The sequence below is a fragment of the Paenibacillus koleovorans NBRC 103111 genome (assembly GCF_004000845.1).
Classification (GTDB): domain Bacteria; phylum Bacillota; class Bacilli; order Paenibacillales; family NBRC-103111; genus Paenibacillus_AA; species Paenibacillus_AA koleovorans.
Genome location: NZ_BIMA01000046.1, coordinates 37136 through 52210 on the forward strand (window position 1 = coordinate 37136; position 15075 = coordinate 52210).

Below are 15075 nucleotides of genomic sequence, written 5' to 3' on the forward strand. Positions count from 1 at the left end.
CGCCGCCCTTTCAGTCATATGGTCTAGAAGATAGACCTGCAGACTGCCAGGGCGGCGACTGCCTTTCGTTCAGGGGAGTGAAACCGGTGAGTGCAAGAGTACACATGCGAAATAGCTGGGTCAAACGAATCATGGCCATACCCGGTCATGCTCTGGATTATTTGAAAGGTAAAACAGCCGGCCTCGTGCTCTCCAGCCAGCTTGCGGAACAGGCTGACGGCATTCGGCTAAACCCGGAGCATCTGAATCGGTTGAGAAACGCATACGAGGCTATAGCTCCATCCTCCTCAGATGCCGTCTCCTTGACGTCGGAGCAACGCGCCTTAATGGACCGAATTCAGGAAGAAACCTCGCGCCTCAACCGCAACAATGTAATTCGCACCAAGGCCTATTACGCCATCTATAAGCGGCATCCCGAGCTGCACTGGGCGTTTCTCGCGCATATGGTGTCCCGCAACGGCGGCTGGAACATGACCGATCTGCGCGGCGAGCTGCATCCCAGGCTGATTGGGAAACGCCGGGCTGGAGAGCTTTTCGCCTTTCTAGAACGATCGAACGCGCTAATTTTCCAAGATGCTTATCCGCAGCTGTTACTGTACGAGGCCAGCAAAGCCCGGAACACTTCGTTGTTCCATCTGCTTCCCCATTTCCACGTTTCTCGGTTCATGAAGCCGATCTGGGAGTTGTTCTGGCAGGAGCGCTGCAGCGAGCTGCTGACGATCGGATTGATCGTGAACGAGCAGTCTTACATAGAGGGCCGCGTTGTGCAGCAAAAGCCTTACTCCTCGTTGTTAGCCTCTTCCCTCCTGCAACTGCAGTCGCTGCTTCAACTAAATGTGATCGTCTTCCCTTATGCCGCTGCCGATACGACCGATGCCTCGAATCCTCCCAATCGGCTAACCGGCCTGATTCTAGAGACTTTCTCGGATCTTGACGAACGGATCGAAATTGGCAAGAAGCTCTATGCCGTCCTATTCGGCGTGCCCGCCATACGCGAGGAGGCGCTTCGATTCGCCGCTGCCGTCCCGCATTCCGGCTCCCGTTCCGACTACTGGCCTCACCTGTTCGCCCCAATCAGAAAAGCTCCTCCGGTATGGACCTACACGGAGAAGCTTCAGGGCTGCAGCTTGCTGCGGCCGGATGATCCAATCTATAGCCCTGCTCTGTCAACAGTTTGGCCGGACCGGCCGGTAGAGCCGCCAGATCGGTATGACTGGTTTCTCGGTTCGCGAGGAATCTCGATCGACGATGTCATGCACCATTTAAGCGATGTTTCGCTCCCTCGTTCGTTCGAAATTACGAATGAAGCTTGTTTCGCATTGAACAAGCTCGAGCTGGCGATTCTGGCAGGCGAGCCGCTACGAGATTAGCCTTGGTCTGCTTGTCTGCCGCCTCTTGCGAAAAATCGCCGATACAGCTTCTGCACCGGACGCGGGAAGCTGCCGATCTCCGACTCGGAGACGGTCCGCGTTACGAAGAGCAGCCCCCCGTACAGCAAGCACACGAGACCGCCGACAACAACCGCGTGGATCATATCATTCACTCGCGAAGCGAACGGCTGGATCCATTGATAGGCGGCCCATTCATAAGCCACTCCAATCCCTGCCGATACGATGGCCGTGACCGCAATACCGCCCCATTTGCGCCCCAGAATCGTATAGTCCACCTCACGTCGAAGCACACGCAGATTAAGCTGCGCCATGACGATGAAACACAGTCCCGTCGCCGCGATAATGCCGTAGATCCCAAGCCAGGAAGCGAACAGGAAGCTGGCCGCCAGCTTGATGACGATCCCGACGATGACGTGGACGATGAGCGGCTTCATCCGCCCCATTCCCATGAGAATCGCGCCGGATGTTTGCATGACAATCTGGAACATCGCGCTCATCGTGAGCAGCACGATAATCGAAGTGCCCTCATGGCTGCCGAACAGGAAGCCGTTCAAAGGCCGTGCCGCCGCGCAAATCGCCAGCACCATCGGCAATCCGGTGACGACGGACAAGTACAGCGCCTTGGACGCTTGCTGGCGCACGAGCGCCATATCCTTGCGCGCGAACGCCGCCGAGACGACCGGCACCGCCGACTGGCTGAGCGCGATCGCGAGGATGATCGGAATGCCGGCCAGCGACTGCGCACGCCCGCCCAGTATCCCTAACGCTTCCTTCGCCGACTCATAGCCGAGATCGCCCTGCAGCAACCCGATCGTAATCGAAGAATCGATCAAGTAGATGAGCGGCACCGTCGTCGAGAACAGGACGATCGGCACGGAGACGCGGAACAGCCGGCTGTAGATCGCCGAGTATTTCGCCGGCTGCACCGGTTTGGCGTTGGCGGTCAACCCCGACCGCATATCCGCCCGCCGCAGCTTCATCGCGAAGTAGACCATAACGGCGATCGCGCCGACGCTGCCCATCACGCCGCCGAACGAAGCGCCCGCCACAGCCCACACATGCCCGTAATCCAGCTTAAGCAGCAGATAAGCCAGTCCAACCGCGGTGACGAGCCGCAGAATCTGCTCGATAATCTGCGACAGGCCGTTCGGCATCATCCGCTGGCGGCCTTGGAAATACCCCCGCATGATCGCGATGAGCGGGAACAGCAGCAGCGCCGGCGCCAGCGCGCGGATCGCCGCCACGGCATCGGGATCGTTGCTGACGTCCTTCGCATAATACGGCGCGAATACGAGCAGCAGCAGCGTCATTACCACGCCCGCTCCAACCGCAAACCATGTCGCCGCTCGATAAATACGATTCGCTTCAGCGTGCTGGCCAAGCGCCGTCTGCTCGGACACCAGCTTGCTGAGCGCACTCGGGATACCCGCAGTCGCCACGACGAGCAGGAAGCTGTATATGTTGAACGCGATCGAATACGTCGCCATCCCGGCGTCGTCCAGCAAGGCAACCAGCGGAATGCGCTGCACCGCTCCCAGCACTCGAGCGATCAATGCGGCCATTGCCAGGATCAACGTTCCTTTTACCAAAGAATCTTTCGACAATGCTCCAACCTTCTCCCTATCGATTTTCACGCCTCCCATTATACAAGGTTTTTGGCGGATGAACCACCTGCTGGGCGAATGCATATGATGAGGGTGACTATATACGGAGGTGTTTTTCAGCATGAACATCTATGAAGCTCACCCGGAATGCAAGAAGCATGTGAAGCAAGCCAAAGACAGCGCCTATGCCGCCTGCTGCCAGTACGTCAACCGCTATGTTCGCGTTCAGCGCATGAATGGCGAAACGCTCGAAGGACATATTGTGCATGTCGATGCCGAGTATGTATACTTACAGCTGCCATCCGACCGGGCGTTCTACAATTACTACAATCCATACTATTACAACAACACGGTCCTTCCTCTCGTCCTGTTCGACCTGCTCGCCATTACGCTGCTGCTGTAACCTGGGTAATGGTTGTCGTCCCGCTGGAAAGGAAAGCTTCCCAGGGTCCGCGTTAGGATCCGCTCGGGGGCTTTCTTTTATTTGAAGGAAGATTGCGATAAGATACGGGGGATGAAAGGAGCGAGGCTGATGCAAAAAGACGTTCTGCTCACAGGGTACGGCAATGTGGGACATGCCTTCGTCCGTCTCTTGCACGAGCGGTCGAGTTTGATAGAGCAACGGTACGGTCTGCGGTTTCGGTTGATTGGGGTAATGGCTAGTCGAGGCTGGCTGTATGATGCCGGAGGGCTGAACATGGAATGGCTCGTGAAAGCCGGAGTCGGCTCCGATGCTTTGCAACGTTATGCGGCTGAAAAAGGCGGGTGGCTGGGTGAAAGGAGTTTGCAGGAAATCGGCCAACAAGCCCATGCACTGGTGGAAAGCGCCCCAACTGATATCGCGCGCGGCGAACCGGGGCTGACTTACATACGGCAAGCGCTCCGCTGCGGCTTGGACGTCGTAGCCGTCTCCAAAGGCGCGCTCGTCACCCAATACCGCGAGCTCATGCAGCTGGCTGCGGAGCATAACGCGCGCATCAAGTACAGCGGCGCCACCGCCGCCGCCTTGCCGACGCTCGATATCGGCGAATACAGCCTGGCAGGCTGCACGATCGAGCGGATCGAAGGCGTCTTGAACGGCACGACCAACTATATCCTGACGCGTATGGCGGAGGGCCGGATACCGTTCGCGGACGCCCTGCGGGAAGCGCAGGCGAGAGGAATCGCCGAGACGAACCCACGCCAGGACATCAGCGGCACCGACAGCGCCTGCAAGCTTGTGCTGCTGGCGAACGGCCTGCTGGGCGCTAGCGCGAGCCTCAGCGACGTCTCCATCACCGGCATCGATACCGTGACGGTGGAGCAACACGAAGCCGCCCGCTCGCGGGGAGCGAAGCTCAAGCTGCTCGCCTCGGCCGTTCGCGGCGACGACTCCAGCTTGACGCTGGAAGTCGCCCCACGCGAGCTCGAGCCCGGCCATCCCCTCTACGCCGTGGACGGCACCGAAAAAGGGGTCGTGTTCCATACCGACCTGATGGGGCGGGTCAGCGCCATTGGCGGCGCCTCCAGCCCGTCCGGCGCCGCGGCGGCAGCGCTGAAAGACTTGATCAACCTGTACCGGGATAAGTAAACCTTGCAGAGGATATTCTGACCTTTGCAGAGCGAGACGCACCCTATTGGCTCACGATAGAGGTCATTTTGACCCATACAGCGGCTCTGTGCCCCACGCCACAAAATGAAAAGGTGTCCCTCACCCGAGGAGACACCTATTTTCTTATTGCAGCGTTGCCAGCACCGCGTCGTCGAACCGCACCTGCGCGTTGGTCGCGCGGAACACGAAGCCGCCCCGAGGCAGCGTCGTGTCGTAGGCGGTCAGCTCAAGCGTGCTGTTCACGTACATTTTCAACAAGCCGCCCTCCACTTCCGCCTTGACTGTATAATAGGTGCCGGTGCTGATCGTGTATGTCTTCTCGGCGAGCACCGGCGGATGTCATAAATTACCAAGGGATCAGAGTTAAATACATATAATATATAAGTATTAAATTAATTATTGTGATCACACATATACAATATAATAATTATCTTTAATTGAATTGGATGTGTATACTGGAAAAAATGAAAGCTGGAGGTGCGGGGTTATGAACGTAGTCACATGGGCAAAAGGGCTGGAAGGTGTCGTCGCCGCGGAAACGAAAATCGGGTTGGTCGATGGCACGCGAGGATTGCTCGTCTATCGCGGGGAATGGGCTCGGGAGCTGGCGGTCAGCCGATCGTTCGAGGAGACCGCGTACTTGCTATGGTATGGCGTGTTGCCAAAAGCTGAGGAGCTGGCTGCATTCCGCGCCCGACTAGCCTCGTACCGTGCAATGCCTGAGCATCTGAGGCGGTTGATCGATCTGCTGCCTGCCGATCAGCCGATGATGGGCGTAGTCCGCACGGCCGTGTCGGCGCTTGGCGATGCCGGCTTCAGTTGGCCGCCGACGGTAGAGCAAGCGATGCAGCTGACCGCCGTTCTCCCTTCCGTCATCGCATACCGCTATCGGCGTTTGCAAGGGTTGCCGCCTGTAGAGCCGTTCGCCGATGATCCTTCCGTGTCCCATGCGGCTCATTACTTGTACTTGCTGGACGGCGAGCTCCCTTCCGCCGCCCATGCGCGGGCTTTGGACGCCTACCTGATCCTGACGATGGAGCATGGCTTGAATGCCTCCACGTTCGCGAGCCGCGTCGTCGCCTCCACCGAGTCCGATCTCGCCTCCGCCGTCTGTGCCGGCATCGGGGCGATGAAAGGGCCGCTGCACGGCGGAGCGCCGTCGGAGGTCATCGCCCTGCTCGAGGAAATCGGGGAGGCGGTGAATGCCGAAGCGGTACTCGCTGGGAAGCTGGAGCGCGGCGAGAAGCTGATGGGCTTCGGCCATCGGGTGTACAAGACGATGGACCCGCGGGCCGAGGCGCTGCGCGAAGTGACGGCCGGGCTGAACGGCGGCGATCCCTGGTTTGACTTCGCGCTGCATGTCGAAGCGACCGCGTTGCGCCTGCTCGAGCAGTACAAGCCGGGGCGCAAGCTGTACACGAACGTGGAGTTTTTCGCTTCGGCTGTGTTGAAGGCGGTGCGGCTCGATCCGAGCCTCTTCACGCCGACGTTCACCGCGAGCCGGATCGTCGGCTGGACCGCGCATGTACTGGAGCAGGCGGAGGCGAACCGGATCTACCGCCCGCAATCGATCTACACCGGCGCTACACCCGAATAAAGTAGAAAACGGCTGCCAGAGTCTTACTCCGCAGCCGTCTTTTTACGTTTCATTTTTCGGTGATATCGTCTCGAGCGGTTTGGCGTTGCCGTAAACGGGACGTGCGCCGTGTCTAGGCGCCGCCCAGCGGATTGCGTTCGAGATGACATGCAGGACGTCCTTGTTGTAGTAAGTCGGGTATGTCTCATGTCCCGGGCGGAAGTAGAAAATTTTGCCTTGACCGCGATGCCACGTGCAGCCGCTGCGGAACACTTCGCCGCCTTCGAACCAGCTCACGAAGATGAGCTCATCCGGTGCGGGGATGTCGAAATGCTCGCCGTACATTTCCTCCGCGCCGATCTCGAAATATTGCCCCAATCCTTCTGCAATCGGATGCGCCGGATCGACGACCCAGAGGCGCTCGCGATCGCCAGCTTCTCTCCATTTCAAGTCGCAGGATGTCCCCATCAGCTTCTTGAAAATTTTCGAGAAATGGCCGGAATGCAGCACGATCAGCCCCATGCCCTGCAGCACCCGCTTCTGTACGCGGTCGACGATCTCATCCGCTACTTCCCTGTGCGCGCGATGTCCCCACCAGATCAGCACATCGGTATCGTTCAATACTTCTTCCGTCAACCCGTGCTCAGGCATATCGAGCGTCGCATAGCGGACTTCGACCTCGGTGGAATCAATCCCTTTCCCGATAGCTGTGTGAATGCCTTCCGGGTAGATCGAGGCGATTTTCTCATTGATTTTCTCGTGCTGGTACTCGTTCCAAATCGTCAATCGAATCATGGACGGTCCTCTCCTTTAGAAGGAAATATGTATGGATAAAGCTAGAACAACCAAATGATGAACAAGATGATCATGGCGGCCTGCAGGATCAATTTCACGATCACGCTGGACAGGAACCCGACCAACGAGCCGATCCCGACCTTAACCGACTGCTGCAAGCTTGCTCCGGCTATCAGCTCGCCAATGACTGCACCCAGGAACGGCCCTACGAACAACCCTACACCTGGGATGACAAACGGACCTACTATGATGCCGATCGTGCTGCCGATGACGGAGGCTCGGGAGCCGCCGAACTTTTTGACTCCAAGCGCACTGACCAAATAATCCGCCACAATGACCGCCGCGACGATCGAAGTCTGGATGAACCAGAACCAGAAGCCGAACGGGTCGAAGCTGATGAAGAAGCCGTACACGAAGAAAGCCGCATAGATCGCCAGCACGCCCGGCAAAATGGGGAAAATCGCTCCGGCCATCCCGACTGCGAACAGCGCGATGACAATAATCCAGCCTGCTATTTCCATCGTGTCTCACCCTTCTTGACTTCATGATCGCCGCCGCTAGCTCAAACGAGAATATGCTCCCGAATGATTTTCGCCACCGCGTGCTCCTGGTTCGTGACCGTCACCATATCGGCTGCACGCTTCAGCTCTTCCTGGGCATTGCCCATCGCCACACCAAGACCTGCCGCGCGAATCATCGCCATATCATTCAGACTGTCGCCCATCGCTACGACATCGGCCATCGAGATACCGACCAGCTTGCACACTTCCTCGATGCCGCTCGCCTTGCTGATCCCTTTCGGGTTGATCTCCAGGTTGTGCGGATGCGAATTCGTGATTTCGAAAATGCCCCACTCGTTCAGTTGGTCGAGAATGCGGCCGCGGTGGTCGTCATTCTCCGTATAGTAGCCGAACTTCAGCCACTGGATCGGCTCCAAATCGGTGGTCCACTGCTCGGAGTTGTAGACGCCGTCCACCGAGTAGCTCCAGAACCAAGTGCCGTATTTGACGGAAAGCTCGTGCATGCGCCGAATCCAGTCCGCCTCGATAAGGGTTCGCTTGAGAAGGACGCGAGGCTCCTTCCACACTTCGCTGCCATTGACCGCTACGATCGGCGTTGTCAGCCCCAGCTCGTCGGTGTAGGGATACACCTTTTGAACGCCGCGGCCTGTAGATAGGATGACCGTGACGCCGGCGTCGAGCGCCTTTTGCATCCAGATGCGGTTCTCTTCGGAAATGATGGATTCCTCGTTCAGCAGCGTGCCGTCCATGTCCAGCGCCAGCAGCTTGTACTTCGGTGCCATATGGTTTGTTGCTCCCCTCATGTATGTGTTTAGTCGGCCGATCGTTCGTTGGATATGAGCCGTCCTTTAAGCGGTTGTCGTCGCCTTCGCGGCCGCCATGCCGACTGCCGGCACTTCCTGCATATAAGTCGTGTGCCACAGACCGAATACATAGACCGCCCACAGCAACCGCGCGTAATCGCCTTGGCCGGACATATGCTGCTCGAACATCCGGTCTACTACTTTAAGGTCAAACCACTCTTCGATGCCGCTTGCACGGATTTGCTCGCGCATCATGGCGCCTTTCGGCCCTTTCAGCCAATCTCGTAAGGGGACAGGGAATCCGAGCTTCGGTCGATTCAGGATGAAGTCCGGGATGATGCCCTCCATCGCCTTGCGGAACACGTACTTCGTAGTGCCTTCGGCGAGGCGGTATTCCATCGGAATCGTGCGGGCGAATTCGAACAGCTCTTTGTCCAGGAACGGCACGCGCAGCTCGAGCGAATGCGCCATCGTCATTTTGTCGGCTTTCATCAGGATGTCGCCCGGCAGCCACAAGTTCATGTCGATGTACTGCATGCGCGTCACCGGATCTAAGTGCCCCGTCTTGGCGTAGAACTCGCCGGCAATTTGCCACGGGTCCCGGTACGAGCGCATGCGCTTCGCGTCCAGCTGCAGCAGCTCCGCCTTCTGGGCTTCGCTGTACAGCTTGGCGTTGCCCAGGAAGCGCTGCTCCAGCGGCGTCGTGGCCCGCATGAGGTAATTCCGCCCGGTCACGCCGGACGGCAGAAACCGCACGAGCCGATGCAGCAGCTGCTGCGCCGGTCTCGGCAGCCAGGTGAGCGGCCGCAGCGACAGCGGCTCGCGGTAAATGCGGTAGCCGCCGAACAGCTCGTCGGCCCCTTCGCCGGAGAGCACGACCGTGACGTGCTCTCGCGCCAAGCCGGCCACGTGATACAGCGCGATGGCCGAAGGGTCGGCGACCGGCTCGTCTTGGTGCCAGACGGCCTTAGGTAGCACGCCGAAGTAATCTTCTATATTAATCAGCTTCTCATAATGCTGCGTCCCGATCGCTTCAGCGGTCTGTCTCGCGATGATCGTCTCGTTGTTCGGGCCTTCGAAGCCGACGGAGAACGTCTGGATCGGCTCGATCGCCCGCATATGCGTGGCGATCGCCGTCGAGTCGATGCCGCTCGACAGGAAACAGCCACGCTCGACGTCGCTGTGCATGTGGTGAACGACGGAGTCCTGCAGCTTGGCGCGCAGCTCCTCGACGACATCGGCGAACGGCCGTTTGACTGGCGCGAACATCGGGTCCCAATAGCGGCGAATCGACAGCTTGCCTTCAGCGGTTACCTTAAGCGTATGCCCCGGGGGCAGCTTGCGGATGTTCGCGAACATCGTCTCCGGCTCCGGCACGTACTGGAACGTGAGGTATTGCAGCAGGCTGTCCTCGTTCAGGCGGCGCTCCATGCCGTCCGCTGCGAGCAGGCTCTTAATTTCCGATCCGAACAGCAGCCGCTCCTGGTCGACCGTATAGTAGAACGGCTTGATGCCGAAATGGTCGCGCGCCCCGAACAGCTCCTTGCGGCGGCGGTCCCAGATGACGAAGCCGAACATGCCGCGCAGATGCTCCACGCAGCGTTCCCCGTACTCCTCATACAGGTGGATGATGACTTCCGTATCGGTGTGCGTCTTGAAGCTGTGCCCGCGGGCCAGCAGCTCCTCGCGCAGTTTGTGATAATTGTAAATTTCGCCGTTGAAAATAATCCACACCGAGTCATCCTCATTGCTCATCGGCTGGTGGCCTTCCTTGATGTCGATAATCGACAACCGGCGGAACGACAATCCGACGCCCGGCTCCGTCCACATACCGGAATCGTTCGGCCCACGGTGCGTAATGATGTCGGCCATCCGCTGCAGCATCGGCACCGACGGCTCTCTTTTGTCGAAATAAACAACGCCTGAAATTCCGCACATATGTAGTTGATCCTTTCTACTCGATCCGATTGGTGCAGGCCCGCCGTCCACCTTTTGGGAGACTTGCAGTCGGCCTTTCTCTCTTACAGCTAATAATTAGTATATCATACCTCTACATTTTTTCAGAAACAAGGTTCCTCTGCATATTTACCAAAAGCATCCTTTTCAAGTTTGGGAATTGTTGGTACAATGATCTAGGCAAATCTTTCGACACGATCTGACAACAATTGATAAGCCTAATATCATGGGACAGGAGCCTCCTTGTGTTGGATTATTTGGTGCATGTACTTTTTCTGGTGATCGGCTGTTCCGTTCCTCTGGCGTTCACCACTTTACTCCTCAGCTTTTCCTTTTGGGGCATTTCGGCCAAACCTTATATGCGGCGGGTTCTTCTCTTTGCCGTTCTCGACTCCCTTGTGCTCGATTTGATATTTTTGGTTGTGCCCGATTTTATGAAGGCGATCAATGCGATTTCGATGCATTTTCTGCTAATCTTGCTGCTGTTTCCGCGACTGAGCGTTAAGCAGCGGTTGATTTCTACCGTGACCGCTTTAATTTTCTGCATCGTTGCCGAAGGATTGGTCGCCGCGTTTCAAAATCAATTCGTCGCCAACGAAGTTCGGCTGGAAAGTCCATTACTGCTGATTAGCGGTTATTGGCCGTTGGCCGGATTTATCTATTTGATCCATCATCTGATGGATCGGCATGCAGTGCATCCGGGCCGTTCGGTTTTGATTTATGTGAGGCAGCGGAAGGATACTAAGATTCCGGCGGTGTTGTTGTTTTTTTCGGTGCAATTTCTGTTGATCCTCTGGATCGCTTCGTATAAAGCGCTGAGCAAGGCAGAGCCGCCTTTTATCGGTACGCTGCTGCTGGTTACGTTGGCTATCAGTTTGATTACTATGGTTCTCGTTCTTCGTGTGTTCACTTCCTCGCGTAACGAAGCTGTGAAAATGACGCAGCAGCACTATATTGACGATATCAATCGGATGTTCACCACCGTCCGGGGGCAGCGGCATGATTTCTTGAACCATGTACAGGTGATGTCCTCCTTCATCCGGCTTCGCAAATATGACGAGTTGGAGCGGTATACCCGGGAGTTGGTCGGCGAGACGTCCGAGGTGAATGAGATTATGCGGATCGGCAACCCGGCTCTCGCTGCTCTAGTGCAAGCCAAATGCGCCATCGCGCTTTCGCTGCGGATCCACTTCGAATACGAATGCACCGGGATGGACAGCCCTTCCCTCGGCTTGAAATCCATCGATCTGATCAAAATTATCGGCAACCTGCTGGACAACGCCTTCGACGAAGTTGTAAAGCTCCCCATTGAACAACGAGTCGTGCGATTGAACTGTAGGGCGGAGCAGGGGACGCTGGTTATTGCGGTGCAGAACGACGGTACGTATATCCGTGAGGACGTTCGAGCGAGACTGTTCGAGCCGGGCTTCAGCACCAAAGACGGCGCGCATCGCGGCTTGGGCTTGTCGATCGTGAGGGAGTTGCTGGACTTCTACAGCGGTACGATCGAGGTAGACAGCGAGCCCGTGGCAGGTACTTCGTTTCATGTGCGCGTGCCGATGAAAAAGGCGGCTCCATTTGAGTAGTAGCACTTCTATTTGTGGGCGGTGGTAGATTGTGTTGGAGTATTTGGTGAAAGTAATGATTATTGTGATCGGGTGTACGCTTCCGATATCCATCAGCAGCTTGAGGCTGGCCTTATCCATCTGGGGATATTGGACGGCTGGAAAGTTGAAGCGGTTGTTGATATTTGCTGCCGTCCAAGCTGTTTTAGTAGATATGTGCTTTCATGTTTTGGGGCCAGGACCGCGCTTGCTTGCTTATACGAGCGTAACATTTGCTTTGCTTGTTCTTCTCTTCCCGACTTTGAAATTCGGTATGAGAGTGGTGACTTATTTTACGTTGCTCATCATCTCATTGTTTACTGAACTAATGGTAGCGCTTGTCTTGCTCTTGTTCGTATCAAACAAAGAAATGATTTCAAACTTGCCGCTACTGATTGCAGGGTATTGGCCTTTTTGCGCGCTGCTTTACTTGGTGGCTCTGTTAATGGACAAGCACAATCTTCACCCCGGCCTATCCATCCGACAGTTTTTTAAAAGAAAAAGAGATTGGCGGGTTGTCTCCTTATTGATTTTATTCGCCTTCTTGATGTTGTTCATTACTTGGATAGTAGCCTTCAAGTCTTTGATTTTACCCTTCCAAGACATTATGGACTTGGTCGTCCTGGGTGTAGCAGCACTGAGCTTCATCATTTTATTGACTCTACTAAAAATTTTCACCGACGCCCGCAACGAAGCCATCAAGTCCACCCAGCTCCACTATATCGACGACATCAACCGCATGTTCACCACCGTTCGCGGGCAGCGGCATGATTTTATGAACCATGTGCAAGTGATTTCCTCAATGGTCCGCATGCGCAAAATGGACGAGCTAGAAAAATACACTCAGGAGTTGGTAGGAGAGACCTCCGAAATCAATGAGATCATGAGCATCGGAAATCCGGCCCTGGCCGCGCTGGTTCAGGCTAAATGCGCCATTGCAGTTTCATTGAAAATTGAATTTACGTATGACTGCACCGGGTTCAACAGCCGAGAACTTGGCCCCAAGTCCATCGACCTGGTTAAAATCATAGGCAACTTGCTCGATAACGCCTTCGATGAAGTCGTGAAGCTCCTGCAGGAGCAGCGATTTGTCCGACTCGAATGCCGCATTGAACAAAATGAACTGCTAATTACCGTCCATAACAAAGGCACATACATCCCGGAAGACGTTCAAGCGAAGCTCTTCGAAGCGGGGTTCAGCACCAAAGCCGGTACGCATCGGGGTCTGGGTTTGTCCATCGTGAAGGAGCGGTTGACCTACTACAACGGGACAATTAAAGTTCAGAGCGATGCTGTGGAAGGGACCACATTCCAAGTCAAAATCCCAATGAAAAAAAATGAACTCGTAACTTAATTCTTCTTGGAGGAGTCGTCTTGATGTCTACTACCCTTTCGAATCTAGATACAATTATTACGATTCTTATTACGGTTACAGTTCCTCTCGTTTTCTCAACGACTATGCTTGCTTTTGCCATTTGGGGAATTTCAACTCGGGGACGAATAAAGCGTATCATTCTATTTTCAATGCTAACTTCTGCGTTCACGGACTTACTCTATTACCAAAGCCATTATGTCAGGTTCGGATGCTACGCCGTTTTAACTGTGGGACTACTGATTCTTTTGTTTCGAAGCGCCTCGGTCTGGATGCGTATCGTCATAAGTATTACATGTATGGTGCTATACCTGATTGCCGAGTTAGTGGGCACACTGTTCATGCTTTTATTCGTTTCAAAAGAAACAATGACCGAACAATCTCCTTTGTTCCCTCTATCCCACTTCTGGTCGTTGTCGTTGCTCATCCTGCTTTGCTCGATTTGGTTGGAATCCCGCAAATATGGCCCAGGTACACCGATCCGCGCATTGCTTACTCGGAAGAGAGACTGGAAGATCCCTCTACTGCTAGTTTTCTTTTTACTGCAAATCATATTGGTGATCTGGCAAGTTATTGTGCGAACTGTTGGTTCAACTGAGAACAATCTGATTGATTCTTTTTTGCTGCTGGTCCTTGCTATTAGTATGGCTACATTGGCATTAATCGTGAAAATCGTAGCGGAGACCCGCAACGAAGCCATCAAATCCACCCAGCTCCACTACATCGACGACATCAACCGCATGTTCACCACCGTCCGGGGACAGCGGCATGACTTCATGAACCATGTGCAGGTCATTTCCTCATTTGTTCGAATGAAAAAGATGGACGACCTGGAGCGATATACCCAAGAGCTAGTGGGGGAGACTTCTGAGATCAACGAGATTATGAGCATCGGCAATCCTGCCCTTGCTGCACTCGTACAAGCCAAATGCGCTATTGCCGTCTCCTTAAAAATCCAATTCGAGTACGACTGCTCCGGGTTTAACAGCAGAGAGTTGGGACCGAAATCCATCGACCTAGTCAAAGTTATCGGCAATGTGCTGGACAACGCCTTCGATGAAGTCGTGAAGCTCCCGCAGGAGCAGCGATTTGTCCGACTACAGTGTGGTTTGGAACATAATGAGCTTCACATTTCCGTCCACAACAAAGGCACTTACATCCCAGAAGACATCCGGTCGAAACTCTTCGAAGCCGGATTCAGCACCAAAGCAGGTGCACATCGCGGCTTAGGCTTGTCCATCGTGAAGGAGCGGTTGACCTACTACAACGGGACAATTGAAGTCCAGAGCGATCCGGTAGATGGAACTGCGTTCCACGTCAAAATACCGGTTAAGAAGCTATCTTGATATTGATAATAAGGAGTCTTCCGCGATGTCTTCCTACTTTTTTCACGTATTCTCCATTGTGTTTACAGTTTCTATCCCCATTACTTTTGCTGCGTCTTACCTAAGCCTTGCTTTCTGGGGTTTCTCCACGGAAAACGTTCTCAAAAGGATAATCCTGTTTTCCATTTCGCATTCGATTGTGCTGGATTTACTCTATTTCGCATTGCCTCCGTTTATGAGACCCTTCAATTTCTTAGTCTTAAGCTTCCTGTTTATTTTAGTGATGTTTAGTTGGTTAACCGTGAAACGAAGATTGCTTCTCACCCTGACATTTATCATCTTGTCTTTTGTAATTGAACTTATCGTCGGCCTAGCGCTTACTTTCATTGTTCCAAGAAAAGAATTGTTCGATATTCCAATCGTTCTTGCTGCTGGGTTTTGGCCAGCTTGTTCGGTAATCTATTTCTTCTCTTTAAAAATGGCTCAACCCCAAAATCAGTTCTTGATTATTAGCGCAACATCCGGTGGCGGTTACAT

Annotated in this window: 14 protein-coding genes; 8 read left to right on the forward strand and 6 right to left on the reverse strand. The window is 54.8% G+C overall.

The genetic code is table 11. From position 1 onward, the window contains the following. The first annotated feature begins 86 nt into the window (after window positions 1-86). Window positions 87-1370, forward strand: coding sequence for a DUF2515 family protein (locus tag PKO02S_RS16650; RefSeq protein WP_127584854.1), 1284 nt, complete (start codon window positions 87-89; stop codon window positions 1368-1370). On the opposite strand, the gene PKO02S_RS16655 is transcribed toward PKO02S_RS16650, so the two are convergent. Then, window positions 1367-3034, reverse strand: coding sequence for a putative polysaccharide biosynthesis protein (locus PKO02S_RS16655; RefSeq protein WP_127584856.1), 1668 nt, complete (start codon window positions 3032-3034; stop codon window positions 1367-1369). The two genes, PKO02S_RS16650 and PKO02S_RS16655, sit on opposite strands and share 4 nt — an antisense overlap. 82 nt (window positions 3035-3116) lie before the next feature. On the opposite strand from PKO02S_RS16655, the gene PKO02S_RS16660 reads away from it, so the two are divergent. Both PKO02S_RS16660 and PKO02S_RS16665 read left to right on the forward strand, forming a co-directional pair. Continuing rightward, the gene (locus PKO02S_RS16660; protein ID WP_127584858.1) at window positions 3117-3398 is read left to right on the forward strand and encodes a hypothetical protein; all 282 of its coding nucleotides are present in this window, start codon (window positions 3117-3119) and stop codon (window positions 3396-3398) included. Between the two features lie 129 nt (window positions 3399-3527). Then, window positions 3528-4565: a homoserine dehydrogenase gene (locus PKO02S_RS16665; RefSeq protein WP_127584860.1), complete on the forward strand. Its 1038-nt coding sequence runs from the start codon at window positions 3528-3530 to the stop codon at window positions 4563-4565. 144 nt (window positions 4566-4709) lie between these two features. Here the strand turns inward: PKO02S_RS16665 and PKO02S_RS16670 are convergent, their stop codons facing one another. Further along, on the reverse strand, window positions 4710-4916 hold the full coding sequence (locus PKO02S_RS16670) for a hypothetical protein (RefSeq protein WP_127584862.1): 207 nt from the start codon (window positions 4914-4916) through the stop codon (window positions 4710-4712). Between the two features lie 157 nt (window positions 4917-5073). Between PKO02S_RS16670 and PKO02S_RS16675 the strand changes: the two genes are divergently transcribed. After that, complete coding sequence (locus PKO02S_RS16675; protein WP_127584865.1) at window positions 5074-6183, forward strand: citrate synthase/methylcitrate synthase; 1110 nt, start codon at window positions 5074-5076, stop codon at window positions 6181-6183. 42 nt (window positions 6184-6225) lie between these two features. Here the strand turns inward: PKO02S_RS16675 and PKO02S_RS16680 are convergent, their stop codons facing one another. The 4 genes from PKO02S_RS16680 to asnB all read right to left on the reverse strand — a co-directional run bounded on the left by PKO02S_RS16680 (window position 6226) and on the right by asnB (window position 10219). Next, complete coding sequence (locus PKO02S_RS16680; protein WP_127584867.1) at window positions 6226-6957, reverse strand: ThuA domain-containing protein; 732 nt, start codon at window positions 6955-6957, stop codon at window positions 6226-6228. A gap of 41 nt (window positions 6958-6998) precedes the next feature. Beyond that, window positions 6999-7478, reverse strand: a complete 480-nt coding sequence (locus PKO02S_RS16685) for a DUF456 domain-containing protein (protein WP_127584869.1) — start codon at window positions 7476-7478, stop codon at window positions 6999-7001. A 41-nt stretch (window positions 7479-7519) separates the two neighbouring features. Further along, a complete protein-coding gene (locus PKO02S_RS16690; RefSeq protein WP_127584871.1) occupies window positions 7520-8260 on the reverse strand; it encodes a Cof-type HAD-IIB family hydrolase in 741 nt (246 codons plus the stop codon). Between the two features lie 66 nt (window positions 8261-8326). After that, a complete protein-coding gene (asnB, locus tag PKO02S_RS16695; RefSeq protein ID WP_127584873.1) occupies window positions 8327-10219 on the reverse strand; it encodes an asparagine synthase (glutamine-hydrolyzing) in 1893 nt (630 codons plus the stop codon). A gap of 263 nt (window positions 10220-10482) precedes the next feature. Here asnB and PKO02S_RS16700 point away from each other — a divergent pair, with 263 nt between their 5' ends. The 4 genes from PKO02S_RS16700 to PKO02S_RS16715 all read left to right on the forward strand — a co-directional run. Continuing rightward, complete coding sequence (locus PKO02S_RS16700; protein WP_127584875.1) at window positions 10483-11823, forward strand: sensor histidine kinase; 1341 nt, start codon at window positions 10483-10485, stop codon at window positions 11821-11823. A gap of 55 nt (window positions 11824-11878) precedes the next feature. Continuing rightward, entirely contained in the window at window positions 11879-13195 is a 1317-nt protein-coding gene (locus PKO02S_RS16705; RefSeq protein WP_246067076.1) for a sensor histidine kinase, read from the forward strand. A 23-nt stretch (window positions 13196-13218) separates the two neighbouring features. Continuing rightward, on the forward strand, window positions 13219-14559 hold the full coding sequence (locus PKO02S_RS16710; protein WP_127584879.1) for a sensor histidine kinase: 1341 nt from the start codon (window positions 13219-13221) through the stop codon (window positions 14557-14559). Window positions 14560-14584: 25 nt separating this feature from the next. Further along, the coding region (locus tag PKO02S_RS16715) for a hypothetical protein (protein WP_164821497.1) at window positions 14585-15075 on the forward strand (491 nt) is incomplete at its 3' end.

What these genes read in the sequence shown, in the direction of transcription:
- PKO02S_RS16655 (WP_127584856.1), bottom strand. Translation starts at nt 3,034, where the DNA reads ATGGGAGGCGTGAAAATCGATAGGGAGAAGGTTGGAGCATTGTCGAAA.
- PKO02S_RS16660 (WP_127584858.1), top strand. Translation starts at nt 3,117, where the DNA reads ATGAACATCTATGAAGCTCACCCGGAATGCAAGAAGCATGTGAAGCAA.
- PKO02S_RS16665 (WP_127584860.1), top strand. Translation starts at nt 3,528, where the DNA reads ATGCAAAAAGACGTTCTGCTCACAGGGTACGGCAATGTGGGACATGCC.
- PKO02S_RS16675 (WP_127584865.1), top strand. Translation starts at nt 5,074, where the DNA reads ATGAACGTAGTCACATGGGCAAAAGGGCTGGAAGGTGTCGTCGCCGCG.
- PKO02S_RS16680 (WP_127584867.1), bottom strand. Translation starts at nt 6,957, where the DNA reads ATGATTCGATTGACGATTTGGAACGAGTACCAGCACGAGAAAATCAAT.
- PKO02S_RS16685 (WP_127584869.1), bottom strand. Translation starts at nt 7,478, where the DNA reads ATGGAAATAGCAGGCTGGATTATTGTCATCGCGCTGTTCGCAGTCGGG.
- PKO02S_RS16690 (WP_127584871.1), bottom strand. Translation starts at nt 8,260, where the DNA reads ATGGCACCGAAGTACAAGCTGCTGGCGCTGGACATGGACGGCACGCTG.
- asnB (WP_127584873.1), bottom strand. Translation starts at nt 10,219, where the DNA reads ATGTGCGGAATTTCAGGCGTTGTTTATTTCGACAAAAGAGAGCCGTCG.
- PKO02S_RS16705 (WP_246067076.1), top strand. Translation starts at nt 11,879, where the DNA reads ATGATTATTGTGATCGGGTGTACGCTTCCGATATCCATCAGCAGCTTG.
- PKO02S_RS16710 (WP_127584879.1), top strand. Translation starts at nt 13,219, where the DNA reads ATGTCTACTACCCTTTCGAATCTAGATACAATTATTACGATTCTTATT.